This window comes from Flavobacterium sp. J27 (assembly GCF_004303025.1).
Classification (GTDB): Bacteria; Bacteroidota; Bacteroidia; order Flavobacteriales; family Flavobacteriaceae; genus Flavobacterium.
Genome location: NZ_PJQW01000003.1, coordinates 125,895 through 150,623 on the forward strand (window position 1 = coordinate 125,895; position 24,729 = coordinate 150,623).

The following is a 24,729-nucleotide window of genomic DNA, read 5'->3' on the forward strand; positions in this document are numbered from 1 at the left end:
TTAAACATGGAAAATAATACTCCGTTAAATTTCTCAGAGATAGTTAAACAGATAAAACAATTTGTAATTAGTATTTTTGATATCTCAAGAGATTCAGATAAGACCAATACTATTGAAGATATAAAAGCAGGAATTTACATGAAAGGCGCTACTGCTTGGGTACTTATATTTTCTATTCTTATTGCATCGGTAGGTTTAAATACAAGTTCTACCGCTGTGGTTATCGGAGCCATGTTAATATCTCCTCTAATGGGACCTATTTTAGGAATGGGTCTTTCTTTAGGTATTAATAATATTGATTTGTTAAAGAAGGCTTTGAATAATTTTGCCGTAATGGTTATTTTAAGTTTACTAACTTCTTTTTTGTTTTTCAGTATTCCAATTTTCCAAAATGAAACTCAAGAATTAATTGCGCGAACTTTTCCAGATGTTCGAGATGTAATTATAGCATTGTCTGGTGGTCTATCTTTAATTATAGCCATAAGTCAACGAAATAAGTTGTTTAATGCTATTGCAGGTGTTGCTATTGCTACTGCTTTAATGCCACCTTTATGTACTGCGGGTTATGGCTTAGCAACGGGTAAATGGGACTTTTTCGGAGGTGCTTTGTTTTTATTTTCAATTAATACTATTTTTATTGCTTCTGCAACCTTTCTAGTCGTTCGTTTTTTGAAGTTTCCTTATGAGGAATACGCCAATTCGAAAAGAAGAAAGTTATTATCTCGTGCTATTTCGTTTTTAGCTTTAGCAATACTTATTCCAAGTGTATATATGTTTTATCAATTGTATAAACAATCTGATTTTGGTCAGAAAGTAGATACATTAATTGAAGAATTAAAAACGGAAAAAGGAGTGTTAATTTTAGATGTAAAGAAAGATTATTCTAAAAGACAAATTAATTTTGCCGTTATAGGTAAGAGTTTGTCTGAAAATGAAGTAAAAGAGTTTGAAAAGAAAATGAGTGAGTTAGGTTATGCAAATTGTACTTTTAAAGTTTTTCAAGATACAGGAAACATAGAAACAATGACAAAAATGAAAGATATTGAGCAATCCTTTTTGTCTAACCAACAATTATTAGTTAAAAAAGATGCTGATTTGTTGGATAAAGATCGCCAAATATTTGATTTAAAGAATCAATTGACTGCTAAAAAGGCCACGCTGTTTTCTTTTGATCAGGTAACCAAAGAAATGAAAGCATTAGATCCTAATATTGAAGCTGTTAGTTATGCCGATAAGATTGTGACAAACTTTAGTAAAGTAGACACTATTCCTACATTTGGAATTACTTGGTCTAAAAAAGTAACTTCAAAAACAAAATCTGAAGCTACTGAAAGATTAGAAAACTGGTTAAAAACCAAGTTGAAAGTGAAAAAGATAGAAGTAAAAGTCGACTAACTATTATCGTCTTCTAAATACATTTTTCTTACTTTTTTGAATAATTCAGAAGAATAAACAAAATCGGTAACCGCTTCATTATCTGTTTTAAAAATTTCTTTATTGGAACCTTCCCATTCGAGTAAACCATTTTTTAAAAACACAATTTTCTGTCCAATTTCCATTACAGAATTCATGTCGTGTGTATTAATAATGGTTGTAATATTATATTCTTCTGTAATTTCTTGAATAAGGTTATCAATAACAATCGCAGTTTTGGGATCTAAACCTGAGTTTGGTTCATCACAAAATAAATATTTAGGATTGTTTACAATGGCTCTGGCAATCGCAACCCTTTTTTGCATTCCTCCAGAAATTTCAGAAGGTTTTTTATCGTTGGCATTAATTAGTTTTACACGATCTATTACAAAATTAACACGCTCTTTAATTTCTGCAGCTGTTTTTTTAGTAAACATTTTTAATGGAAAACCAATATTTTCTTCGACAGTCATACTGTCAAACAAAGCACTACCTTGAAAAACCATTCCAATTTCTGTACGAAGTTCTCTTTTTTCATCATCTGTTAAATTAGAATAAATACGACCATCAAAAGCTATGGTGCCAGTTTCAGGAGTATGAATACCTAATAACGATTTTAAAAAAACAGTTTTACCTGAACCACTTTGACCAATAATTAAATTAGTCATTCCTGATTCAAAATTGGTACTAATCCCTTTTAAAACTTTTTGATCACCAAAGGTTTTTTCTAAATCTTTTACTTCTATCATTAGCTTAAAAGGAGTTGAGTTAATATATAATTCATCAAAATGATAACCACTGATGTCCATACAAAGGCAACAGTACTGGCTTTACCTACTTCAAGTGCACCACCTTTCATGTAAAAACCATGAAAAGAAGGAATGGTTGCTAAAATTAAAGCAAAAACAATAGTTTTTATAAAAGCATAAGTAATATGAAAAGGGATAAATTCCGTTTGAATTCCTTGAATAAATTCGTTACTAGAGGTAAAACCACCATAAACTCCCGCAATATAACCACCAAAAACCCCTAAAAACATACTTAATCCAATAACAAAAGGATACAATAAAAGAGCAACTATTTTAGGGAAAACCAAGTAGTTTAAAGAATTTACACCCATAACTTCTAAAGCATCAATTTGTTCTGTAACTCGCATAGTTCCAATGCTTGAAGTAATAAAAGAACCCATTTTACCAGCCATAATTACAGAAATAAAAGTTGGAGCAAACTCTAAAATAACCGATTGTCTCGTAGCAAAACCAATTAGATATTTTGGGATTAAAGGGTTAGTTAAGTTTAAAGCCGTTTGAATGGCTACAACTCCACCTACGAAAAAAGAAATAAAAGATACAATTCCTAAAGAATCTATTATTAAATCATCAATTTCTTTAAATATAAGTTGTTTCATTACACTCCACTTGGTTGGTTTGTTAAAAACCTCTTTAAGCATAATAAAATACCTTCCTATTTGCGATAAGTAACGAATAAGCATCATGGTTTATAAATATCTGCTAAAATAATAAGAAGTTACGAGTTATTTAAAATAATTTAATTTTTATGTAAAAAAATAGTCTGTAGTTACATTACAGACTATTTTAAAATTCTATTTTTATTCTTTTATAATTTTTCCCTTTTGGAGATTTCCTTCTTTATCTTCTAAGATATATAAGTAGATTCCTTTTTTGTAACCTTTCAGCTCTATTGAATTTTCTATATTAGATTCATTAATAATTTTATTGCCATTAGAATCAAATATGGTAACAGTATATTGATCTAAGTTTTCTCCTATAAAAGTAACCTTTGAGCTGGTTGGGTTTGGGGAAACTATTATTTGGGATTTAGTATTATTTTCTCTAGAAATTCCACCATTGTTACAATCTATTACATTTGGACTACAACAAGGATGTAAGAAGCAAGTTGGTGTATTGGCAATTGACGAAATTCCTTGTATTGGGTAGGCAGGATCTATTGATCTGTATTGTTTTGTTTGTACACCATTTGAAATAATTAAAGCAAAGCTTCTTACTGGGTTATCCGGACATTTTTCTCTAAAGGTAGGGTTTTGTACATTAAAAGTTAAAAACTGTCCTTGTTCAAACTTAAAATACCATGTAAATGTTAAACCTGATGAAGATATTGGAGCCCCATAAGGATAACCAACATAAGCGTAGTTTAGAGTTCCTTCAGAATTAATGTCTAAACCTCCTTGAGGAGGATCAAAGCCAAAACAGTTTACCGATGGTAATGGTGTTGGAGAATCACCATTTATAACATTACCAATGATACTACATTCATGACAACCAGTTTCATCAAAATAGGTTAATTGTAATGTAAAACTACCTAATGAAAGTCCTTTTATTTGTACTGATTGGTTAAAATCATTTCCTACTATTTGTACATTTCCTACAATATCATTGTTGGAAGAAGTAGAACTATTATTAATATCCCAATCATAACAATTAGTGCATTGGGCTGTTGTAGAGCTAGAGAAGCTTGAAGTTTGACCTAAATAAATGTTTAATGGGCCATTAATACAATTTAGTGGAGCGCTAGTTTTTTGTGCATTTAAGTTCCAAAATAAAGATGCAACAATAAATAAATAAATTTTTTTCATGATAAATAATTTTAAACTTTAGAGTATTTTGAATTTAAAGTCTTTTTGAATCTTGCAAGAAATCTGGAGCAAATATGTATCTATAAATGGCGTTTTACAATTGATATGTGTTGTTATTTATAAATAATACATGTATTATTTATAAATAGTACGCTTTTGTTTTATGTATAAAGTGTTGTTTATTAATTTGTTATGGCGCTGTTGGACTTTAAATGGTTTGAAGGGATGGTTTTGCGTTTGTTAAATTGCTTTTAATTGTAATTTTGATTTCAGTATTAACTAAATAATTATAAAATGAAGAAAACTTTTAATCGATTCCAGTTTGAAAAATTAACCAAAAATGAACTAATTAATATTAACGCAATAAAAATTGAAGGTTCAGAAGGGAAATTAGGTGGTAACCCAGATGGTATGAATGGTCCTTGTGGATCAGAACCTGAGATTACTAATCCTAACTATGAAGTTTTACATCAACAATGGCTTAATTGTGTTCAGATGTATCAGAATCCAACTGATCCTGGGAACTGTATTTTTTAATCAAATTATTAATGAAGAGAATCGGGGTAACTCCCGTTTTCTCTTTAAAAATTCTTGAGAAAGAAGCCCCATTTTTATATCCTAGTAATTCTGCAAGAGCTTGAGTAGTGTAGTTTCTTGTTTTCTTGTCTTCAATTAATAATTTTATAACATAATCTATTCTTAATTTATTTGTATAATCATTAAAAGACATTTTCTTATGGTTGTTTACAAAGTTTGAGAGATATGTTGTATTTGTACCTATTTTTTTTGCAACAAAATGTAAACTGAAATTTTTATCTAAGAATGTCGAATTTTTTTCTATTTTAGTTAAACCCTCATTGATTTTAAGCTCAATTTCATCATTAATAATTGTCGAATTTTTTTCCGATTGGAGGACTTCTTTTGATTGAGTATTATACTCTTCTATTATTTTTAATAATTTTATTTTTTGATTTCTTTTCTTCGAAATAAAAAATATAAAAAGGATTAGAAGTGTACATATAATCAATACTAACGAAATGACTATTATTTTTTTGTCAAATTTTAATTGTTTATTTTCTTTTTTTACAGAATTAATTGCTTCTTTTAAGTCGGAGTTTTCTAATAATTTGTAAGCCTCTGAAAATTGTTTCTTTTCGTCTTGTGTACTTTTGTCATATAAAAACAAAAACTGATCATAGTAATAATTTATCGAATCTGGATTGTTTTCTTCTATGAAAATTTTTGTTAGATATTTATGAGAAAATAAATAATTAAAGTCAATAATACTATCAGAATGGTTTTCGATTATTTCTAAAAACCCTTTTTTTGCAATTTTATAATCTCCTTTTTGAAAATTATTAAAGTAGTAATTAAATTGTGCATTTGTTAAGGATTGTTTGAAATTCAACTCTTTGTAAAGAGCAACTGAATTTAATAAATAGGTATTAGCTTTAGTGTATTCTTTTTTGTAGTTGTAAAGAAGACCAAGATAATATGAAGCTGGTGCCAAATAGTATTTTTCATCTGTTTCCTTTATAATTTTATTAAATTCAATAATTGCTGAATCGGAATACTTTATGTTTTTTTCAGGATCATTATTAAATATTCTAAAGTAAGTAGATCCTAAAGTGTTAATACAATATTTTTTTACAAATTGATAATTAATACTGTCATTTTTAAAATCGTTTGATATTTTTTTGGTTTCTTTAATTTCTTTAATTGCTTCATCTAAAAGATTTAAAGCGCCCATATTAATGGCTATGTTGATTTTAATTTTTGCTAGCTGAAAAGAATCATTATTTAGTTGAGCAAATTCTCTTGCTTTTATGTAATTTTTAAGAGATTCATCAAGTTTGTTGTGATTTTTTTTTATATGTCCTAGTAGTATATAAATGCTTGCCAAATCTTTATAGGTTTCTTTTTTTGGTTCTATTCTTTTAAGAAAATAATTAATTTTAGTATCATAGTCCGAACTTTTGAATTCAACTCCAGTTATGGTTAAAAGATATTTTTTTGATGTATACGCAAACGCTAAATCAATATCTTCTTTTGATTCAAATATTTTATTTACATAAACTAAGGCACTATCTGGATTATTTTGAAGTAAGAAAAACTGTTGTTTATAAAATGCAATTCTGGTACTGTTTTGGGCGTTTAATCCTGTGATTACTGTTAATAATAAGAGGAACAGATAATTGATTTTTGACATGTTTGTTTAATTGAAAATTTTTTCTTTCATTTTTTTCCAACGATAATTTCTAATAAATTGCGCTTGATCTGGAGTTACTAATAATTCTTTTTTAGCTGTTTTCGCTTTCAAAAAACCTTTCAAATAATCAATAAATAAAAACGGTTTGCCTTTTCGTAAAGCCAGTTTTAAAGATGCAATTGTAGTTATTAAAAAACCATAACCTAAACTGTAAAATGCTTCTCCTTGTTTATAACGAGATGCTTTGTTGTAATTAGCACCAGTAGGTTTTAAATGTTTTACATGTAATGTTTTATCGGTTACTATTTTCCAATTGTAATATTTACAAAGAAGTTCATCTACAGTATCCCAACCCATTGCCGCTTTTAAACCACCAATTTCTTTAAACGTGTTTTTTCGATAGGCTTTAAAAGCACCTCTAATGTGATCTTTATCAGTTAAGTTTTCCAAAATCCATTTTCCATTACGTTCAATATAGGCAAAACCGCCCACCATTCCTACGGCATCATCTGCTTCAAAGTGTTGTATTATGGTTTCGAAATAATGAGATGGAAAAATTAAATCAGCATCCGCTTTTACAATAATGTCATAATTTACATCGAGCTGCTTTTCGCCTTCATGAAAAGCTTGTATGACTTTGCTTCCAGGTAAATGGATTGCTTCCGATTTTTTTTCAACTAAGCAAATAAAGGCATGTTTTTCTAAATAGGATTTTACGATTTTAGCAGTCGCATCGGTAGAATGATCGTCCACAACAATAATTTTTGAAGGTAAAACAGTTTGGTTAACCAAAGAATCTAAGGTTAAACCAATGAATTGTGCTTCATTATGTGCGGGTATAATTATTTGATAGTTCATCTAAAACTAATTACTATTAACTTCTTTCAGCATATACTAAATAATATCTAGGTGTAAAATAACGCAACAAAGGTCGGAAACCAATTTTTTTAACAGGATGTGTAAATTGAACGCGATCTATAATTTTAAATCCTGTTTTTTCTAATAACCAATCGAGTTGCCAATCTTCAAATTCATGATAATGCCTGTCCCATGGATCTGTTTTACTTCTATAAGCAGCAGAAAACCATAATCGCATAGGTATTGAAATGAGCACTTTGTCACAAGTAATCTTTTCAAGAACTGTATAAGGATTTAATAAATGTTCGAAAATTTCAAAAGCAGTAAACACACTATAGTTCTCATTTTTTAAGGCGCTTTGATCTTTGTCCAAATCTTCTCCATTAGTATTTATTACAGTATATCCATTTTCTTTCATAATTTTAGAAAACGGATTGGTAACACCTAAATCAAATATGGTTTCAGATGTGGTAATATGTTTTTTTAAAAACTCTAAAGTAATTTTAAAGCGTTTATTTGGGTATGTTTTTTCGTACATAATATTCAACGGAACACATTTTCTTTTGTTCTTAAATTAAAATTAATGGGTGGTAAAGTTACAAAGAAATAAAAGCTTTTGAAATGATTATTTTATCACTGTCTTTTTTGTATTTTTATTCTTATCAAACATGCTAACAATGAAAAAAATAATCTCGATTGTGTTACTTTTTGTAACTTGTATACTTGTCGCTCAAAACAGAACTATTATTCAATGTGGAAAATTTATTGATGTTAAAAACGCTACAGTACTTCATAATATAACCGTTGTTGTTATAGGTGATAAAATTGAAAAGGTAACTGATAAAAAAGTTAATGTAGGTAAGGATGATGTTTTTCTGGATTTATCCTCTAAGACAGTCATGCCAGGACTTATTGATATGCATGTGCATTTAGAACACGAAACGAATCCAAAACAATATTTAGAAGAGTTTACTTTAAATGAAGCAGATATTGCTTATCGTTCAGTAGGTTATGCTGAAAAAACACTGCTTACTGGTTTTACAACGGTTAGAGATTTAGGAGGTACCAATGTAAATATTGCTCTGCGAAGAGCAATTGATGCAGAATTAGTGAAAGGACCTCGGGTTTTTACAGCAGGTAAAGCAATAGCTTCTACTGGAGGTCATGCAGATCCAACCAATGGATATAGAAGTGATTTAATGGGGAATCCAGGACCAGCATCTGGTGTTGCAAATGGGGTAGATGAATGTGCAAAAGCGGTTAGACAACGTTATAAAAATGGGAGCGATTTAATAAAAATAACAGCCTCTGGAGGTGTTTTAAGTGTAGCAAAGAGTGGAGAGAATTCTCAGTTTACTATTCAAGAAATAGAAAGTATTGTTACAACAGCTCACGATTATGGTTTTAAAGTAGCGGCACATTGTCATGGTGAAGAAGCTATGAAAAGAGCTGTAATAGGAGGAGTGCACTCCATTGAGCATGGAACTTATATGAGTGAAGAAGTAATGGAATTAATGAAAGAACATGGTACTTATTTAGTGCCCACAATAACAGCGGGAAAAGCAGTAGGACAATTTGCTAAAATTCCTAATTATTATCCTGAGATTGTGATTCCCAAAGCACTAGCGATTGGACCGAAAATTCAAAGTACTTTTGAAAAAGCCTATAAATATGGTGTAAAAATTGCTTTTGGAACGGATGCTGGTGTTTTTGCTCATGGGGATAATTGGAGAGAGTTTATTTATATGAATGAAGTAGGCATGCCTTTTATGGAAATTATAAAAACGGCAACTATAAATGCCTCAGATTTATTAGGTCAATCGGATAATTTAGGAATTATAGAAAAAGGAAAATTAGCCGATATTATTGCGGTGGATGGAGATCCTACAAAAAACATTGAAGTAATGGGAAAAGTTACTTTTGTCATGAAAGGAGGAAAAGTATATAAAAATGAATAACAAAAGAAGCTGCCCAAAAAGTAATAATTTTTGTCAATCTGAACTTATTTCAGATTATTAATTTATCTAATCATAAACATTTTAAGATTGTGAAATAAATTCAGAATAACACCTTTGTAGACTTTTTAGAGCCTCTTTTTATTTTTACATGCGATATACAATAGCATTGATATTCATTCCTGCACCTACCGAAGCAAAAATAATAACATCACCTTTGTTTAAGTGGTGTCCTTCTAGTTCACCTTTTATCAATAAATCATATAAAGTTGGAACAGTAGCTACACTAGAATTCCCTAATTTATGAATACTCATAGGCATAATGTTTTCTGGAGGTGTTTTTTTATATAATTTGTAAAAACGATGAATAATAGCCTCATCCATTTTTTCATTAGCCTGATGAATTAATACTTTTTTTACTTCATCAATAGATATACCACTATTGTTTAAACAGGTAGCCATAGCTTTAGGAACATTACTTAAAGCAAATTCATATATTTTACGACCATACATTTTTATATAACGAACATCTGGATCATGTGTTTTATTAAATGAATTTCCAAAAAATAAATAATAGGCTTCGTCATAGGTAAAGCTGGCAGTTTCATGAGCTAAAATACCACCTTCATCATCAGTAGCTTCTACAATAGTAGCACCAGCTCCATCAGAATAAATCATAGAATCTCTATCATGTAAATCCACAACACGTGAGAGTGTCTCAGCTCCTATAACTAAGCATCTTTTTGCCATACCAGACTGTATAAAAGCTTTAGCTTGAATAACACCTTCGACCCAGCCAGGACATCCAAACAGCATGTCATAGGCAACGCATTTAGGATTTTTTATACGTAAATCAAACTTTACTCTAGTAGCTAAACTAGGTAATGTGTCAGCTTGGATAGCTCCATTTTTTACATTTCCAAAATTATGAGCAAAAATGATATAATCAATAGTTTCCAGGTCAATTTGAGCCTCTTCAATAGCCTTTTTTGCTGCTAATGTTGCAATGTCTGAGGTGTTTAGATCTGGTGTTACATATCTTCTTTCTCGAATTCCAGTAATCTCAAGAAATTTTTGAGCAACAATATCATTTGGATGAGGAAAAGGTGTTCCATCATCATTTAAGAAAACATGTTTAGCAAAATCGATATTAGAAATGACTTCTGTAGGGATATAGCTCCCAGATCCAGTTATTTTTATATTCATGGTGATTTATTGGGTTAACACAACGAAATTATGTATTATTTCTTAAAACGTATCTAAAACGTTGTAGTAATTGTAATTATTTATGATATTGTTAAAATAAAGTTTAAAAATTGTCAAATTGTTAGTTTGAAGAGCAATATTTGGTATTGTTGAAACCAATTTTATATAAACTTTCATAAAGGGATTCGATTTTCAGAAACTCAAAGCGTAATTTTAAAAGTTTTGAGAGACAATTAATTCAACAATAATGTATTTTTGAAGGAATATATCTTTGAATGAAATTAAAAATACTATTTTTTTTACTGCTCACTTTTATTTGTGTCGCGCAACAACCTTCTCACAATATAATAGGAGAAGACGAGTTGGCTGGTGTAAATATTTACAGTATTATTCAAGATGATGATCAAACGGTTTGGCTGGCTACAAATAATGGTATTTATCATTATGACGGGTTGCGCTTTACACAACTAAGTAGTCCTATAGTAAATGATTTGTCTCTTTTTGGTTTAACCAAAGATAACAATGGCATTATTTATTGTTATAATTTGAGTGGTCAAATCTTGCGAATTATTGACGGTAAAATAGAATTATACTGGCAAGTTCCAAAAAAATACATCTCTAGTGTTATTTATATTATTTTTGATGATGTAAATAATTTATTGGTTTCCGTAAACAGCCTTTTAAAAGTTACTCCAGATAAAAAAGTAGCCTTAGTTTATCCTTATGAAAAAGAAACTGCCTGTCAACTAGTAAAAAACAAAGAAGGGAAGATTTATTTTTATGAAAATAATAATTTCTTTGAGTATGCCAACGGAAAATTAACCATTGTTTCTAAAGATCTTCCTGCTATTTCTTCTAACTTATTAAAAGCCGAAATACTCCCAAATGATAAAATAGGATTATTTGTTAATCTTGAAGCAAAGGCATTATTAAAGGAGAACAAACAATTTAGAATAGTTAATTATAATGTCATTAAAGACAAGTCTGTTCTTTATACAGCATTACTTTCTAAGAAACAAAATTTAGTTTGGATAACTAGCTCTAAAAATGGTGTATATTGCTTTACGATTGATGGGAAGCCATTGTACAACAATAAGTTGCTTTTTAATCAATATTTTATTTCCTCTCATTTAGAAGACAACGAAGGTAATTTGTGGTTTTGTACTTTTGGAAAAGGAATCATTGTAATTCCTAACCTGAAAGTAGTCGATTATACGAATAGTGAGTTGCTTGAAAAAGACGACTTAAAAAAGATAGCTAAAAGAGGAAATACAGTTTATTTTGGAGGTTCAAAAGGAGTATTATATACACTGCAAAACGATGAAATTACTTTAGGGATTCAAAATACTAGAAAAATCGAATCCATAAAGTATTTGCCAAAAGCAGATTTGTTTTTTGTGAATAATGAAGTGTATAGAGGAACCAATTTTAGTCTTCTAAGGAAAAATAACTATAATAAATATGATGTTTTTCAAAATCAATTCTCAGATTCTATCTATTTTGTAAATCGTTCAGGCTTATTTTATTTAGATAAAGAATATGATTATACGAGTCTTAATTATAATGTTAGGAGTTATGCTTTGTATAACGACGAGTTGAATAAAACACTTTGGATAGGCTCTTCAACAGGATTAGAGATATATAAAAGTAAGCAATTTAAAAAAGTTGAGATAGATGGTAAAACTGTTTTTGCATTAAGTATTATAGGCGTTGGTGAACAAATTTGGATGGCTACTTCTAATGGAATTTTAATTTTTGAAAAAGATACTTTGGTAAACAAAATTACAACTAAAGAAGATTTGTTATCTAACAATGTGTTGAAGTTAATGTATGCCAATGGTTTTGTTTATGTATCTACTAATGAAGGATTACAGCGGTATGATTTGGCAAAAAAAACATTTAAAAATTTTACTAAATCAGAAGGATTATTGTCTAATGCTATTTTCGATTTTGAAATAGTACAGAATCAAATTTATGTGATAACCGCAAAAGGAATACAAAAATTTAGTTTTGATGATTTGAGTGAAATAAAAAAAATGCCAAAAATTAAAATTGATAAAGTTTTAGTAAACGGATTTAAAAATATCGCAAAAAATACAGTGCTTTCATACGAAGAAAATACGCTCGAATTTTCTCTTCTTTCGGTTACCCATAAAGACAAAAGAAACTTAAAATATATGTATCAACTCGAAGGACTTGATGAAAATTGGTATACAACAGATTTTTACAATAATAAAATAAAATTTACTAAACTTCCAGCTGGAAAGTATCAATTTAAAGTAAAGTTAAAAGACGATACTTCTGTTGCTACTCAAATGGAATTGTTTTCTTTTGAAATTCAAACAGTGTTTTGGAAAAAATGGCAATTTGTTGTAGGTGTTCTTTTATTCATTATTATTGGTTTTGTTATTTATTATAGAATCCGAATTTATTATCTCATTCGTAAGAAAAATGAAGAAATTGAAAGGCAGAAATACATTCAAGAATTAAATAAATCGAAGTTAACTGCTTTGAAATCACAAATGAATCCGCATTTTATGTTTAATGCTTTAAACAGTATTCAGGAATTTATTTTGCAAAATAAAAAGGAACTTGCTTCTAATTATTTAGGCGATTTTGCCGATTTAATGCGTAGTTATTTGCAATATAGTCAGGAAGATTATATTAGTCTTAGAGATGAAATTGAAACCTTAGAATTGTATTTAAAGTTAGAAAAAGTACGTTTTGAAGATGACTTTTATTATGAGGTTGCTTTTTTAGATATTTCAGATATAGATGGTATCCAAATTCCATCCTTCTTAATTCAACCTTTTGTAGAGAATGCGATTAAGCATGGTTTATTACATAAAGAAGGTAAAAAGAAAATTGAAATACGGTTTTTACTAGAAAGTGAGTTTGTTTTAAAGTGTGAAATTATAGATAATGGTATAGGACGTGCAGCAAGCATGGAAATTAATAAAAACAAAAAGTACAAATCATTTGCAACTGAAGCGAGTAACAATAGATTGCAATTGTTAAACCAAAATATTGGGAAGAAAATAGGGCTTGTTATAACCGATTTATTTGACGAAAATAGGAATGCAATAGGTACTATGGTTAGTGTTACTATTCCAATTTCGAAGTAAAAATGTCATGTTTTAAAAAATTACATTAAAAAATGAAAGCATTAATTATTGATGACGAAAGTAAAGCCAGATCATTACTCGATACTATTATAAAGGAGTATTGTTCTTCAGAAATTGAAATGATATTTTTGGCAGAAAATCTAATGAAAGGCATTGAGGTTATTAAACAAGAACAAATTAATATTGTATTTCTTGATATTGAAATGCCAAATCATTCTGGTTTGCAGTTATTTGAATTTTTAGATATTCAAGAAATAACTTTTGAAGTTATTTTTACAACGGCTTACAGTGATTATGCCATACAAGCATTTGAGTTTTCTGCTATAGATTATTTGTTAAAACCATTACGTCCTAATAAGGTTAAAGAAGCTGTAGATAAAGCGAAAAAAGCTTTAGAGCAAAATCAGGTACAACAAAGGTTAACAGAATTAAAAAATGTACTTACTGCTGATAAATTTAAGAAAATTGCATTACCAGTAGAAGAAGGAGTTTTGTTTGTTAAACTAGATGAAATTTATTTTTTACAAGCAGATAGTATGTATACACAGTTTTATTTAACGAATGGTAAAAAATTATTGATTAGTAAACCCATGAAATATTTTACCGATATGCTCGAAAATAAAGATATGTTTTATAAACCCCATCGTTCTTATTTGGTAAACCTAAAGTTTTTACAAAGAATAGTTAAAAAAGATGGGACTTCTATAGAATTAGAAAATAATGCTTTAATCCCTGTTTCAAAAGAGAAAAAAGAAGAATTAAACAAAATTATAGAAATGCTGATGTAATTGCATTTAGAAGTTGAAAAATTACATTCAGCAGTTGAGTCTAATTCTTACTCCATCTGTAAACTAATTTTGACTTAAAATAATAAAATTAAGTCGATTATGAAAAAAAGTTTACTATTTACATTATTTATTTCAGTTACTGTATTTGCTCAAACGCCATCCTATGATTGGGGTAAACACATTGGAGGGTTAAATGATATTAAAGTGTGGGATAATGCATTCGATTCCAATGGGAATATATACCTTGTGGGGGAATTTGTTGGAACAATCGATTTTGATCCAGATGTAACTGGTGTGCAAAATAGAACGGCTGCTGGTCAAAATGATGCTTTTGTTTTAAAATTAGACTCTCAAGGAAATTATACTTGGGTTAAAACTTTTGGAGGCACTGGAATGGAATTAATTTCAAGAGTAGTTGTAGATGATTTTCAAAATGTGTATGTAGGAGGAAGATATCAAAGTTCATCTATCTCATTTGCTCCAGCAGGTACAGCTACAAATTCAGGAGATTATGATGGATTTTTGTTAAAAATGGATAATACTGGAACTCCAGTTTGGTATAAACGAGTAGCTAGTGCTAGTACTGATTTTTTTGTGGGTCTAGACGTGGATAGTAATGGAAATGTATATGCTACAGCTAGTTATAAAGGTGGTGTTGCAGAATTAGGACCAGGTACTGTATCTAATTTTGGTAATGCGGCACAAGGATTTTATGATTTTTTATTAATGAAATTATCGAGTACAGGTGCTACACTTTGGGCGCATAAGTTTGGTAGTAATTCAAATGATATAGGGTATAGTGTTACGCTTTCTGATGATGAAACTAAAGTTGCTGTAACCGGTTATTTTAGAGGAATAATTGATTTTGATACTGCTGGCGCTTCAATTTATAATTTAAGTTCTATAGGTAATGCTGATTCAGGGCTTTTATATGTTGTTGATTCTTCTGCAGGATTTATTTTCGCAAAAGCGTTTGGAAATTCTACCGCTGCTTGTGCTTCTTATGATGCTGCTTTCGATAGTGCAAACAATGTATATGTAACAGGAAGATTCGCAGGAACTTCTGCTAATTTTAGTCCTGGCGTTATTGCTAATTCTAATGGAGGTTCGGGTTTTGATGCCTTTGTTGCAAAATATGATATAGCTGGAAATTATCAATGGGTAAAATCATTTCAAGGTGTTGGTTCTGGAACGAATGAACAAGGGAGTGGTATCGATGTGGATAATTTAGGTAATATATATGTTATTGGAACTTACAATAGTTTTGGAGGTTTGGATTTAGATCCTTCCGCTAACTCGGTAACTGTGCCTAATTATGGTAGTACAGCAGGAACTAGCGATGTTTTTGTTGCCAGATTAGATGCTAATGGAGACTATAGCTGGGGTACTTCGTTTACAAATAGTAATAATAATGATGACGCATGGGGCATAAATGTAGATGATAATTATAATATCTTAATTGCAGGACATTTTACTTCAACACAAATAGATTTAAACCCACTTCCTTATGCGGGTGATCAATTAGTAACAGGAAATGTTAATGGAAGTAGCGATATTTTTATTGCAAAATTAAGCCAATCTACCTTATCTAATGCTACTTTTGAGAGTACTAATGCTTTTGTCTTTTATCCAAATCCTGTGAAAAATAAACTAAATGTAACAGGGAGTAAAGATTTAGCTGAGATTACTATTTATAATCTTACAGGGCAAAAAATAACACTTCCCTATGAAAATAATGCTATCGATATGTCTGAATTACCAAAAGGATACTATTTGGTAAAAGGAACTTATGTAACAGGTAAGGTATTGATTAGTAAGGTTATGAAAGAATAATTTGTTTTTTTTAAGTTTAATTTGAAAGCGACTATTGAGTCGCTTTTCTATTTTTAGAAGTCCAAATAATTCATTCAGAAGTTAGGGGCTTAATTTGTTGTTTAGCAAAGCTACTTTTGACTTAAAATTCTAAAAAACTATTCATTATGAAAAAAATATTACTATTGATTTCTTTATTTGCTTTTTATTTTACAAATGCACAAACTCCTATATACACATGGGGAAAAATGATTGGTAATAATCAAAATTTGTATGTATATGATAATGCTACAGACGCCAATGGAAATGTCTATTTAACAGGAGAATATTCTGGTACGGTAGATTTTGATCCGGGTGCTGGAATTTCAAACCAAACGGCTAATGCAACAGGAGGTAGAGATATTTTCATTTTAAAATTAGATGCTTCAGGTGCTTTAAGCTGGGTGAGAACCTATGGAGGAACTGGAGTCGATTTTGGGCAAAGAATTGCAGTAGATAATTCGGGAAATATCTATGTAGGTGGACGTTTTCAAAATACAGTAACGTTTACTGGTTTTGGAGGTTTTAGTAGTAATGGTGGTTATGATGGTTTTTTGTTGAAAATGGATGCGACTGGAACGCTACAATGGGTGCTAGATCTTTCTGGAGGTGGAACTGAAGGTTTTTTAGGTATTACCACTGACGATTCTGGAAATATATTTACAACTGGTTTTTTTAATACTGCATCGGCTACTTTGGGTGGTTTAAATAGTACTTGGACAACACTAACTCGTGCAGGGGCTTCAACGAACTATGATTTTTTTGTAGCCAAATACAATTCGAATGGAGAAAGAATATGGTCAAATACAACCGGAGCAGGTTATGATGAAATTCCTTATGGTATTGCTCTTACTGATGATGATAAAGTAGTAACAGTTGGTAGTTTTATAGGTACCTCCGTAGATTTTAATCCAAGTGTCGCAAGCAATTTATTATATAGTAACAGTAATTCAACATCAACAGGATTTATTCAGGTATTAGAAGCAGGGAATGGTAATTTTTCTTGGGCAAGGTCATTGGGTTCTTCATCAAATGATACTGTTTTGGATGTAGCTTCAGCCAATAATAACATCTATGTAACGGGTTATTTTGCAGGATCACAAGCTGACTTTAACACTACAGGTTCAGGTGGTGGAGATATATTGAACCGAACAGGAAGTATTGATTCGTTTGTGGCTAAATATACTTCTACTTCCACATTTGTTTGGGTGAAACAAATTAGAGGTACAACGGGTTCCGATAATAGAGGTTCAAGTATTGCTGTAAAAGGAAATCCGGAACGTGTATATACTACGGGAACATTTACGAGTTTAGTATATTTAAATCCTACCTCAAGTGCTTCTATTTCTAGTTTTGGAGCGAAAGATTCTTATATTGCGAGTTATGATGATGCAGGAGCTTATTTATGGGGTGGCAGTTTAAAATCTATGGATAATGATGATGCTTGGGGAATTTCAGTAGATGATAATTATAATGTATATATGTCTGGGTATACGGCAAGTGGTAACTTTGCGATAAATCCTTTTTCTAATAGTACAGTGCCTAATAACGGTACAACAGGTAACGATGTATATGTGATTAAATTAGAGCAACCAAATGCTTGTGTTGTAACTATTCCAGATACCAATTTTAAGAATTATTTAGTTAATAATACAGCTATTAATACTAATGGAGATGCCGAAATTCAATGTAATGAAGCACAGACATTCACAGGAACTCTAAATTGTAATAATTTAAATATAGCAGATTTAACAGGAATTGAAACTTTTACTTCTTTAACAGGGTTATTGGTAGTTAATAATCAATTGACATCTCTTGATATTTCTCAAAATATGGCATTGGTAACACTAAATTGTGGAAATAATGGTATATTGAATCTAGATGTGAGTCAAAATACAAACCTAGAAAATTTGTATTGTTTTCAAAATCAATTAACAGTATTAGATGTTTCTAATAATACTTCCTTATTGGTTTTAGGGTGTTATAATAACCAGTTAACAAACTTAAATGTATCGACAAACCTAGCTTTGGTTGAATTAAATTGTGATTCGAATTCAATTAGTGGTTTGGATGTTTCTGCTAATGCAAATTTGGAATCATTATATTGTAATTTGAATCAAATAACAAGTTTAGATATAAGCCAAAATAATGATGTGTTGTATTTACAATGTTATGATAATCAATTGACTATTTTAAATTTAGCCAATGGGAATAATACCATGATACAAGGAATTAATGCTACTAACAATGCTAGTCTAACTTGTATTCAAATTGATGCTGCTTTTACACCACCATCCAATGGAGCTTGGCTTAAAGATGTAACAGCGAGCTATAGCGATGATTGTGCGGCGTTAGGTAGTGATGATTTTGAAATTACTTCAATAATTTTGGTATATCCAAATCCTGTACAAAATAGAGTAACAATTCAGTCCAAGAAAGAATTGGCAAGAATTGAATTGTACACTATTACTGGACAAAAAATACCAATAAATGTAATTGATAACAATATGGATATGTCTCGTTTATCAACTGGTTTGTATGTGTTAAAGGCAACAACAATTGACGGTGATGCGATTATAAAGAAAATAATAAAACAATAATAAGCTATTCATTAAAAACCAGGTTAATTTAAAAATAAATAAAAATGAAAAAAATAATTTTTGTATGGTTTCTTATGGGGTTAATTTTAGTGTCATGTTCTAAAGATGATGATACAACAACTAATACTGAAGATTTTTCAAAATACCATGCCACATGGATATTAAGTGCTAAAAAAGATGCAGACGATAATACAATTGCTATCTCTGGATGCGAAAATGGACGAAATAAAATAGTATTAGATGCGAATGGGAATGGTTCTTTTACAATAGGAAATACCATATATAATGGGAATGGTTTTGTTTGTGGAGAAAATACAGAGGCCTATAAATATACTATTGCGAATTCAAAAATGGAATTCAAAAATTCAGATGAGACGTATAAAATGACGTATGAAATCATAAGTGTAAATGAAACAACTCTTGTGGTAAAAAAGATTTCAGTTACAACTAATGGAACAGAAACTACAATTACAAACATCATAACTGAAACGTATACCAAACAAGTTCTTTAAAATATATAAATCGAAACGGAAGAATTTTATCGTGTTTATTTTATAGATATGTTTTGAAAAGCAACTCCATTAGGGGTTGTTTTTTATACACAAATTACGACTAGTAATTTTTAAATAATGAAACCATTACAATAAAACTATGTTCTTAGTTAAATTTTATTTTTTTTAAAAATAATAAACAACAATAAATCAGTTGTTTGGTTAAATATATTTCTGTAAAAATGTTAAAACGAAATACTATTGATAAGTAATCTTGTTTTTTGGTACATAACTTGTAATGTTTTGGAATTATAAACAATTAATTTCAAAAACATGAATGCAAAAAATCAAATTAGTATCGAAATTCCTCAGGCGGTAATTGATACAGTAACACAAAAACTACAAGAATGTAAAACAGCGTTGTCTCCTTATTTACAAGGTTTAACAATGGAAGAACGTATTTCTTTATTTAAAATGGGAGACAAAACCGTCGCTACTGTTCAAAAAACAAAATCTTATGTAGATACCAATCCAGAATTTGTTCCTTCTTATATGGATAAGGATGAATTTCTAAAAGATGAAGCTGTTGTAACTGTTTTAAATCCTATTGTGAATCTAGCCAATCAATTAGCCACTGATGTGAACGATACCATGATGCTAGCAGGAAGTGAAGCTTTACAAGCAGCTATGTTATACTATGGTCAAGTTAAAGAAGCAAATAGCAAAGGTATTGTTACTGCAAAGCCTATTTATGAAGATTTAAGCCAACGATTTATTAAACGAGCTAAGAAAGTCAATACGAATAAGGCAGAATAAATATTGAAATACTTCAAGAATAAAGACTCCAATAATAGTTGGGGTCTTTTTTATGCGTCTCGTAAAAAGCTGTTGTATATAGTCTAAAAGGTAGTATTGATAAACTTTTGGTTCATTGAAAGAAGCTAAAAGGTATTCGGTAGAACCTAAAAGCTTTAAAAAATAACCTTTGAGCTATTCATTAGAACCAAAAAGGTATTAAAAAGAAGCTTTTTGCTCTAAATTATAATCAAAAAGATAGTATGAAGAACCTAAAAGCTGTTACTTATAACTCTAAAGCTTATAATGATATCCTTTTTGCTAGTAGGTAAAAGCTAAAAGCTATTCCAAAGAAGCATTGCGGTATTAATGAATCTATGAGAATTATTTTTTTATTACAATTTAATTTGCATTACGGTTGCCATACTTAAAGCATTGGTCTTCATTTGTTCTGCTACTTTTCCTTTAAAATGAGCATCGATAGTTGTGTAAAAATGATGGAGCCAAATATCGAAATGCGTTTTTGTAAAGGCATGTTTGTAATGCACCTCTTTATGTATTTGAAACATATTATTCGTATAGCCTCCTTTCATAAACAGAGATTGCTCCCAAAAAGTGGCTAAAACTTCAAAATGATGTGGTAAATGTTGGTCGGTGTGCGTTATTTTGGTAAAGAAAAAATTAATCTGATCATCTGCTAAGAGTTTGTCGTAAAACTTTTGCATAAGGAAAAGAAGGTCTTCTCTAGTGGCTATGTCTTTCATATTCATAGTGTAAAAATAAAAAAGGGTAGGGCTAAAAAAAAGTCATTTCGAAGAAAAGGAGTTTCTTATGGGATAAAGAGCACTCAACTTCGTTCGAAATGACAATTATAAGGTTGGACTAGGGTCTAATTTTAACTATTTAGTCACTAATTACTATATTACATATACGCTTCAATAGGAGCACAACTGCATACTAAATTTCGATCGCCATACGTTTCATCTACGCGACGTACACTAGGCCAAAATTTATTTTCAGCAATGTATTCCAATGGATAAGCTGCTTTCTCTCTTGTATAAGGTAAACTCCAAGTATCAGCGGTTAGCATTGCTAACGTATGCGGTGCATTTTTTAGAACATTGTTAGGCTCTTCTGCTGTTGCTTCTTCAATTTCTTGACGAATGGCAATCATGGCATCACAGAAACGATCTAATTCAGCTACATCTTCAGATTCTGTTGGTTCTACCATTAAAGTTCCTGCTACTGGGAAAGAAACCGTTGGAGCATGGAATCCATAATCCATTAAACGTTTAGCAATATCCGTTACTTCTATACCTTTTGCTTTAAATGCTCTACAATCTAAAATCATTTCGTGAGCAGCTCTTCCTTTTTCACCTGAATATAAAATAGGGTAGTGTGCTTCTAAACGTGCTTTCATGTAGTTGGCATTTAAAATCGCATATTTAGTAGCATTGGTTACTCCTTCAGCTCCTAACATACAAATGTAGCCATACGAAATTAAACACACTAAAGCAGAACCATAAGGTGCTCCAGAAATAGCAGTAATTGCCTGTTCTCCACCCACCGCTACAAACGGATTACTTGGTAAGAACGGTAATAGTTTTTCGTTTACACAAATTGGACCTACTCCAGGACCACCACCACCATGAGGAATAGCAAACGTTTTATGAAGGTTCAAGTGGCAAACATCGGCACCAATAGTAGCAGGGTTGGTTAATCCAACTTGAGCATTCATGTTAGCCCCATCCATATATACTAAACCACCATTATCGTGGATGATTTGAGTAATTTCTTTAATAGCGCTTTCAAACACACCATGTGTAGAAGGATAGGTTACCATTAAACACGATAACTGATCTTTATATTGAATGGCTTTTTCTCTTACATCTTCTACATCAATATTACCATTTTCCATGGTTTTGGTTACGATAATTTGCATGCCTGCCATTGCAGCAGAAGCAGGATTAGTTCCGTGAGCAGAAGCCGGAATTAGACATACATTTCTTTCTTTGTTTCCACGTGAAAGATGGTATGCACGAATTGCCATTAAACCCGCATATTCACCTTGTGCACCTGAGTTAGGTTGTAAAGTAGTACCAGCAAATCCAGTAATCACACTTAATTGGTGTTCTAATTTTTTAAGCATTTTGGTATATCCTTCCACTTGATCTAATGGAGCAAATGGATGAATGGTATTCCAATATGGCATACTTAAAGGTAACATTTCAGCTGCAGCATTTAATTTCATGGTACAAGAACCTAACGAAATCATAGAATGGTTTAAAGCTAAATCTTTACGCTCTAATTTTTTGATATAACGCATTAAACTCGTTTCAGAGTGGTATTTGTTAAACACTTCATGTGTTAAAAACTCTGATTTACGGTTCAAATGCATTGGGTAATTATTTTCTAATGCATATTCACTTACTTCAAAAGCTTCTTTGCCAACAGCTTCAGCAAAAACGGCAATCACTTCATTCACATCTGTAAATAAAATGGTTTCATTTAGAGAAATCGAAATCGTTTCATCATCTATATAATAAAAATTGATTTCGTATTTTTCAGCAATTGCTTTTACTTTTTTTGCATCAGCTTTTACTACAAGTGTATCAAAAAAAGCGGTATTTGTTTGGTAAACGCCTAATTTATTTAATGCTTCTGCTAAAGTAGAAGCCATTCCGTGTACTTTATCTGCAATATATTGTAATCCTTTTGGACCATGATATACCGCAAACATACCCGCCATAACAGATAATAAAACTTGGGCAGTACAAATATTTGAAGTGGCTTTTTCTCTTTTGATATGTTGCTCACGAGTTTGTAACGCCATTCTCAAAGCTCTATTACCATTGGCATCTTGAGAAACGCCAATGATTCTTCCTGGCATGGAGCGTTTGTATTCTTCTTTGGTTGCAAAATAGGCTGCATGTGGACCTCCATATCCCATTGGTATACCAAAACGTTGCGTGGTTCCAACAACTACTGCTGCTCCCATTTCTCCTGGAGGCGTTAATTTTACTAAAGATAAAATGTCAGCAGCAACAGCTACTTTTATTTCGTTATCATTTGCTTTGGCAATAAAATCTGCATAATCATAAACCTGTCCATGTTTTCCTGGATATTGTAAAATAGCTCCAAAAAATTCATTTGAAAAATCAAATTCTTGATGATTGCCTACGACTAATTCTACACCGATTGGAGTAGAGCGTGTTTGTAAAACAGATAAGGTTTGTGGTAAAATTTCTTCAGAAACAAAAAATTTACAGACATTGTTTTTCTTTTGATCACGAGAACGAACATCAAATAACAAGGCCATTGCTTCTGCAGCCGCTGTACTTTCATCTAATAAAGAGGCATTTGCAATTTCCATTCCTGTAAGTTCAATAACCATAGTTTGGAAATTTAAAATAGCTTCTAGTCTTCCTTGCGCAATTTCTGCTTGATATGGAGTATAAGCGGTGTACCAACCTGGGTTTTCAAAAATGTTTCTTTGAATCGCAGGAGGAACAATCGTTGGGTGGTATCCTAAACCAATATAAGATTTAAAAACTTTGTTGGTTCTACCTAATTGACGAATATGATTAGCATATTCATATTCTGTCATAATGTGTTCCAATTGTAAAGGCTGTTTTAAGCGAATATCATCTGGAATGGTTTCATAAATTAATTGATCTAAAGTTTCAACACCTATGGTTTCTAACATTTTAGGTAAATCTGTCTCTCTTGGACCTAAGTGTCTTAAAGCAAATGAGTCTGTTTTCATTTATCCAAATATAAATATGTGAGTTGTGTTTTTTTGTAATAAGAACTAAATTTAGATGTTTTAAAAAAAGATTCTAAATTACCACTGCAAAAGTAATTATTAATGTTGTAATTTTTTCCTAAATTAAATTGAAAATTTGTGATTTTTTGAACAAATAGCCTATCTTATTAACACATTCGTTATTTTTGTGATATGAAGTATTTAAAAAACCTTCTCGATTTTTATATTGAAAGTAGTCTACATGTGGCTTTGGCGGTTTATGCCTTAATTCGAATAACGTTTTTAAAACTTAATTTACCTCCAGATCATTCGGTTGCTTTTTTTGGATTTTTTGGTACTATAGTGGGTTATAATTTTATCAAATATGATGAACTAGCTAGAGTAAAAAAAGTGAAATTAAATGCAATGTTTAAAGCCATAATAGGATTGAGTTTTATTTCCTTTTTTGCAGCATTATATTGTTTTTTAGAATTGAAAACAAGAACTAAATTCGTTGGTTTTATTGCATTAGGAATTACTATTTTATATACTTTGCCTATATTTCCAAAGAAATCCAATATGCGTAATTGGAGTGGTGTAAAAATTTATTTGGTTGCGATTGCTTGGGTTGCCGTGACGGTTTTTTTGCCCGTATTGAATGCTAAATATGATTTTGATACACTAATTCTTTTAAAAAGTATCCAGCGTTTTTTATTGGTTTTCGTTTTAATGTTGCTATTTGAAATTATAGATTTACAAGTAGATGTTCGTAGTTTAGAAACTATTCCACAAAAAATAGGCATACCAAAAACAAAAGCTTTAATTTATGCTTTGCTCTCCTTATTTATAATTTTAGACTTTCTGAAAGAAAATGCAACAGAGAAACATCTTTTGTCAACTGTTTTTATTGCCTCTATAATTAGTTTGTTTGCTTTTTTTGCTGACGCTAAGAGAAATAAATATTATACTAGTTTTTGGGTTGAAAGTGTACCATTAATTTGGTTGTTGTTGCTGTTATTTCTATAATGATATAAACCTTGGTTGAAAGTCACACTTTTATGGTATTTTAAATTTTAAGA

Annotated in this window: 19 protein-coding genes; 10 read left to right on the plus strand and 9 right to left on the minus strand. The window is 30.5% G+C overall.

All coding sequences use genetic code 11. The features are described 5' to 3' along the window. Positions 1-6 precede the first annotated feature (6 nt). Complete coding sequence (locus tag CX675_RS04895) at positions 7-1,395, plus strand: DUF389 domain-containing protein (RefSeq protein ID WP_130734101.1); 1,389 nt, start codon at positions 7-9, stop codon at positions 1,393-1,395. On the opposite strand, the gene CX675_RS04900 is transcribed toward CX675_RS04895, so the two are convergent. From CX675_RS04900 to CX675_RS04910, 3 genes are all read right to left on the minus strand, one after another. Then, complete coding sequence (locus CX675_RS04900) at positions 1,392-2,162, minus strand: ABC transporter ATP-binding protein (protein WP_130734102.1); 771 nt, start codon at positions 2,160-2,162, stop codon at positions 1,392-1,394. The two genes, CX675_RS04895 and CX675_RS04900, sit on opposite strands and share 4 nt — an antisense overlap. After that, positions 2,162-2,908 carry an ABC transporter permease gene (locus tag CX675_RS04905; RefSeq protein ID WP_130734103.1) on the minus strand — a complete coding sequence of 249 codons (747 nt, stop codon included), beginning with the start codon at positions 2,906-2,908 and terminating at the stop codon, positions 2,162-2,164. Before CX675_RS04905 ends, CX675_RS04900 begins: the two co-directional genes overlap by 1 nt. A 114-nt stretch (positions 2,909-3,022) precedes the next feature. After that, positions 3,023-4,027 (minus strand): T9SS type A sorting domain-containing protein, encoded by a 1,005-nt coding sequence (locus tag CX675_RS04910; protein WP_130734104.1) that lies wholly within the window; start codon positions 4,025-4,027, stop codon positions 3,023-3,025. A gap of 294 nt (positions 4,028-4,321) precedes the next feature. On the opposite strand from CX675_RS04910, the gene CX675_RS04915 reads away from it, so the two are divergent. Further along, entirely contained in the window at positions 4,322-4,564 is a 243-nt protein-coding gene (locus CX675_RS04915) for a hypothetical protein (RefSeq protein ID WP_130734105.1), read from the plus strand. Here CX675_RS04915 and CX675_RS04920 read toward each other — a convergent pair. Genes CX675_RS04920 through CX675_RS04930 form a run of 3 tightly spaced genes read right to left on the minus strand, consistent with a single transcriptional unit; the run spans position 4,509 to position 7,632 of the window. Continuing rightward, complete coding sequence (locus tag CX675_RS04920; RefSeq protein ID WP_130734106.1) at positions 4,509-6,236, minus strand: AraC family transcriptional regulator; 1,728 nt, start codon at positions 6,234-6,236, stop codon at positions 4,509-4,511. The genes CX675_RS04915 and CX675_RS04920 overlap by 56 nt on opposite strands. A gap of 6 nt (positions 6,237-6,242) precedes the next feature. Beyond that, positions 6,243-7,094: a glycosyltransferase family 2 protein gene (locus CX675_RS04925; protein ID WP_130734107.1), complete on the minus strand. Its 852-nt coding sequence runs from the start codon at positions 7,092-7,094 to the stop codon at positions 6,243-6,245. Positions 7,095-7,110: 16 nt separating this feature from the next. Then, positions 7,111-7,632, minus strand: a complete 522-nt coding sequence (locus CX675_RS04930; RefSeq protein ID WP_130734108.1) for a methyltransferase — start codon at positions 7,630-7,632, stop codon at positions 7,111-7,113. A 139-nt stretch (positions 7,633-7,771) separates the two neighbouring features. Between CX675_RS04930 and CX675_RS04935 the strand changes: the two genes are divergently transcribed. After that, positions 7,772-9,052, plus strand: a complete 1,281-nt coding sequence (locus CX675_RS04935) for an amidohydrolase family protein (RefSeq protein ID WP_130734109.1) — start codon at positions 7,772-7,774, stop codon at positions 9,050-9,052. Between the two features lie 144 nt (positions 9,053-9,196). Here CX675_RS04935 and CX675_RS04940 read toward each other — a convergent pair whose 3' ends face one another. Next, positions 9,197-10,255, minus strand: a complete 1,059-nt coding sequence (locus CX675_RS04940) for a 3-oxoacyl-ACP synthase III family protein (protein WP_130734110.1) — start codon at positions 10,253-10,255, stop codon at positions 9,197-9,199. Between the two features lie 275 nt (positions 10,256-10,530). On the opposite strand from CX675_RS04940, the gene CX675_RS04945 reads away from it, so the two are divergent. From CX675_RS04945 to CX675_RS04970, 6 genes are all read left to right on the plus strand, one after another. Next, positions 10,531-13,380, plus strand: coding sequence for a sensor histidine kinase (locus tag CX675_RS04945; RefSeq protein ID WP_130734111.1), 2,850 nt, complete (start codon positions 10,531-10,533; stop codon positions 13,378-13,380). A gap of 32 nt (positions 13,381-13,412) precedes the next feature. Then, a complete protein-coding gene (locus tag CX675_RS04950; RefSeq protein WP_130734112.1) occupies positions 13,413-14,168 on the plus strand; it encodes a LytTR family DNA-binding domain-containing protein in 756 nt (251 codons plus the stop codon). A 99-nt stretch (positions 14,169-14,267) separates the two neighbouring features. Beyond that, positions 14,268-16,001, plus strand: a complete 1,734-nt coding sequence (locus tag CX675_RS04955; protein ID WP_130734113.1) for a T9SS type A sorting domain-containing protein — start codon at positions 14,268-14,270, stop codon at positions 15,999-16,001. A 146-nt stretch (positions 16,002-16,147) separates the two neighbouring features. Next, entirely contained in the window at positions 16,148-18,619 is a 2,472-nt protein-coding gene (locus CX675_RS04960; RefSeq protein WP_130734114.1) for an SBBP repeat-containing protein, read from the plus strand. A gap of 44 nt (positions 18,620-18,663) precedes the next feature. Continuing rightward, positions 18,664-19,131: a hypothetical protein gene (locus tag CX675_RS04965; protein ID WP_130734115.1), complete on the plus strand. Its 468-nt coding sequence runs from the start codon at positions 18,664-18,666 to the stop codon at positions 19,129-19,131. 312 nt (positions 19,132-19,443) lie between these two features. Beyond that, a complete protein-coding gene (locus CX675_RS04970; RefSeq protein ID WP_130734116.1) occupies positions 19,444-19,926 on the plus strand; it encodes a hypothetical protein in 483 nt (160 codons plus the stop codon). A gap of 374 nt (positions 19,927-20,300) precedes the next feature. Here CX675_RS04970 and CX675_RS04975 read toward each other — a convergent pair whose 3' ends face one another. Both CX675_RS04975 and gcvP read right to left on the minus strand, forming a co-directional pair. Continuing rightward, on the minus strand, positions 20,301-20,669 hold the full coding sequence (locus CX675_RS04975) for a group III truncated hemoglobin (RefSeq protein WP_130734117.1): 369 nt from the start codon (positions 20,667-20,669) through the stop codon (positions 20,301-20,303). Positions 20,670-20,827: 158 nt separating this feature from the next. Further along, the gene (gene gcvP / locus CX675_RS04980) at positions 20,828-23,671 is read right to left on the minus strand and encodes an aminomethyl-transferring glycine dehydrogenase (protein WP_130734118.1); all 2,844 of its coding nucleotides are present in this window, start codon (positions 23,669-23,671) and stop codon (positions 20,828-20,830) included. A 192-nt stretch (positions 23,672-23,863) separates the two neighbouring features. Between gcvP and CX675_RS04985 the strand changes: the two genes are divergently transcribed. Continuing rightward, positions 23,864-24,676 carry a hypothetical protein gene (locus tag CX675_RS04985; protein WP_130734119.1) on the plus strand — a complete coding sequence of 271 codons (813 nt, stop codon included), beginning with the start codon at positions 23,864-23,866 and terminating at the stop codon, positions 24,674-24,676. Positions 24,677-24,729 lie beyond the last annotated feature (53 nt).

What these genes read in the sequence shown, in the direction of transcription:
- CX675_RS04925 (WP_130734107.1), bottom strand. Translation starts at nt 7,094, where the DNA reads ATGAACTATCAAATAATTATACCCGCACATAATGAAGCACAATTCATT.
- CX675_RS04905 (WP_130734103.1), bottom strand. Translation starts at nt 2,908, where the DNA reads ATGATGCTTATTCGTTACTTATCGCAAATAGGAAGGTATTTTATTATG.
- CX675_RS04930 (WP_130734108.1), bottom strand. Translation starts at nt 7,632, where the DNA reads ATGTACGAAAAAACATACCCAAATAAACGCTTTAAAATTACTTTAGAG.
- CX675_RS04935 (WP_130734109.1), top strand. Translation starts at nt 7,772, where the DNA reads ATGAAAAAAATAATCTCGATTGTGTTACTTTTTGTAACTTGTATACTT.
- CX675_RS04940 (WP_130734110.1), bottom strand. Translation starts at nt 10,255, where the DNA reads ATGAATATAAAAATAACTGGATCTGGGAGCTATATCCCTACAGAAGTC.
- CX675_RS04965 (WP_130734115.1), top strand. Translation starts at nt 18,664, where the DNA reads ATGAAAAAAATAATTTTTGTATGGTTTCTTATGGGGTTAATTTTAGTG.
- CX675_RS04900 (WP_130734102.1), bottom strand. Translation starts at nt 2,162, where the DNA reads ATGATAGAAGTAAAAGATTTAGAAAAAACCTTTGGTGATCAAAAAGTT.
- CX675_RS04895 (WP_130734101.1), top strand. Translation starts at nt 7, where the DNA reads ATGGAAAATAATACTCCGTTAAATTTCTCAGAGATAGTTAAACAGATA.
- CX675_RS04955 (WP_130734113.1), top strand. Translation starts at nt 14,268, where the DNA reads ATGAAAAAAAGTTTACTATTTACATTATTTATTTCAGTTACTGTATTT.
- CX675_RS04960 (WP_130734114.1), top strand. Translation starts at nt 16,148, where the DNA reads ATGAAAAAAATATTACTATTGATTTCTTTATTTGCTTTTTATTTTACA.
- CX675_RS04915 (WP_130734105.1), top strand. Translation starts at nt 4,322, where the DNA reads ATGAAGAAAACTTTTAATCGATTCCAGTTTGAAAAATTAACCAAAAAT.
- CX675_RS04950 (WP_130734112.1), top strand. Translation starts at nt 13,413, where the DNA reads ATGAAAGCATTAATTATTGATGACGAAAGTAAAGCCAGATCATTACTC.
- CX675_RS04910 (WP_130734104.1), bottom strand. Translation starts at nt 4,027, where the DNA reads ATGAAAAAAATTTATTTATTTATTGTTGCATCTTTATTTTGGAACTTA.
- gcvP (WP_130734118.1), bottom strand. Translation starts at nt 23,671, where the DNA reads ATGAAAACAGACTCATTTGCTTTAAGACACTTAGGTCCAAGAGAGACA.
- CX675_RS04970 (WP_130734116.1), top strand. Translation starts at nt 19,444, where the DNA reads ATGAATGCAAAAAATCAAATTAGTATCGAAATTCCTCAGGCGGTAATT.
- CX675_RS04945 (WP_130734111.1), top strand. Translation starts at nt 10,531, where the DNA reads ATGAAATTAAAAATACTATTTTTTTTACTGCTCACTTTTATTTGTGTC.
- CX675_RS04975 (WP_130734117.1), bottom strand. Translation starts at nt 20,669, where the DNA reads ATGAAAGACATAGCCACTAGAGAAGACCTTCTTTTCCTTATGCAAAAG.
- CX675_RS04985 (WP_130734119.1), top strand. Translation starts at nt 23,864, where the DNA reads ATGAAGTATTTAAAAAACCTTCTCGATTTTTATATTGAAAGTAGTCTA.
- CX675_RS04920 (WP_130734106.1), bottom strand. Translation starts at nt 6,236, where the DNA reads ATGTCAAAAATCAATTATCTGTTCCTCTTATTATTAACAGTAATCACA.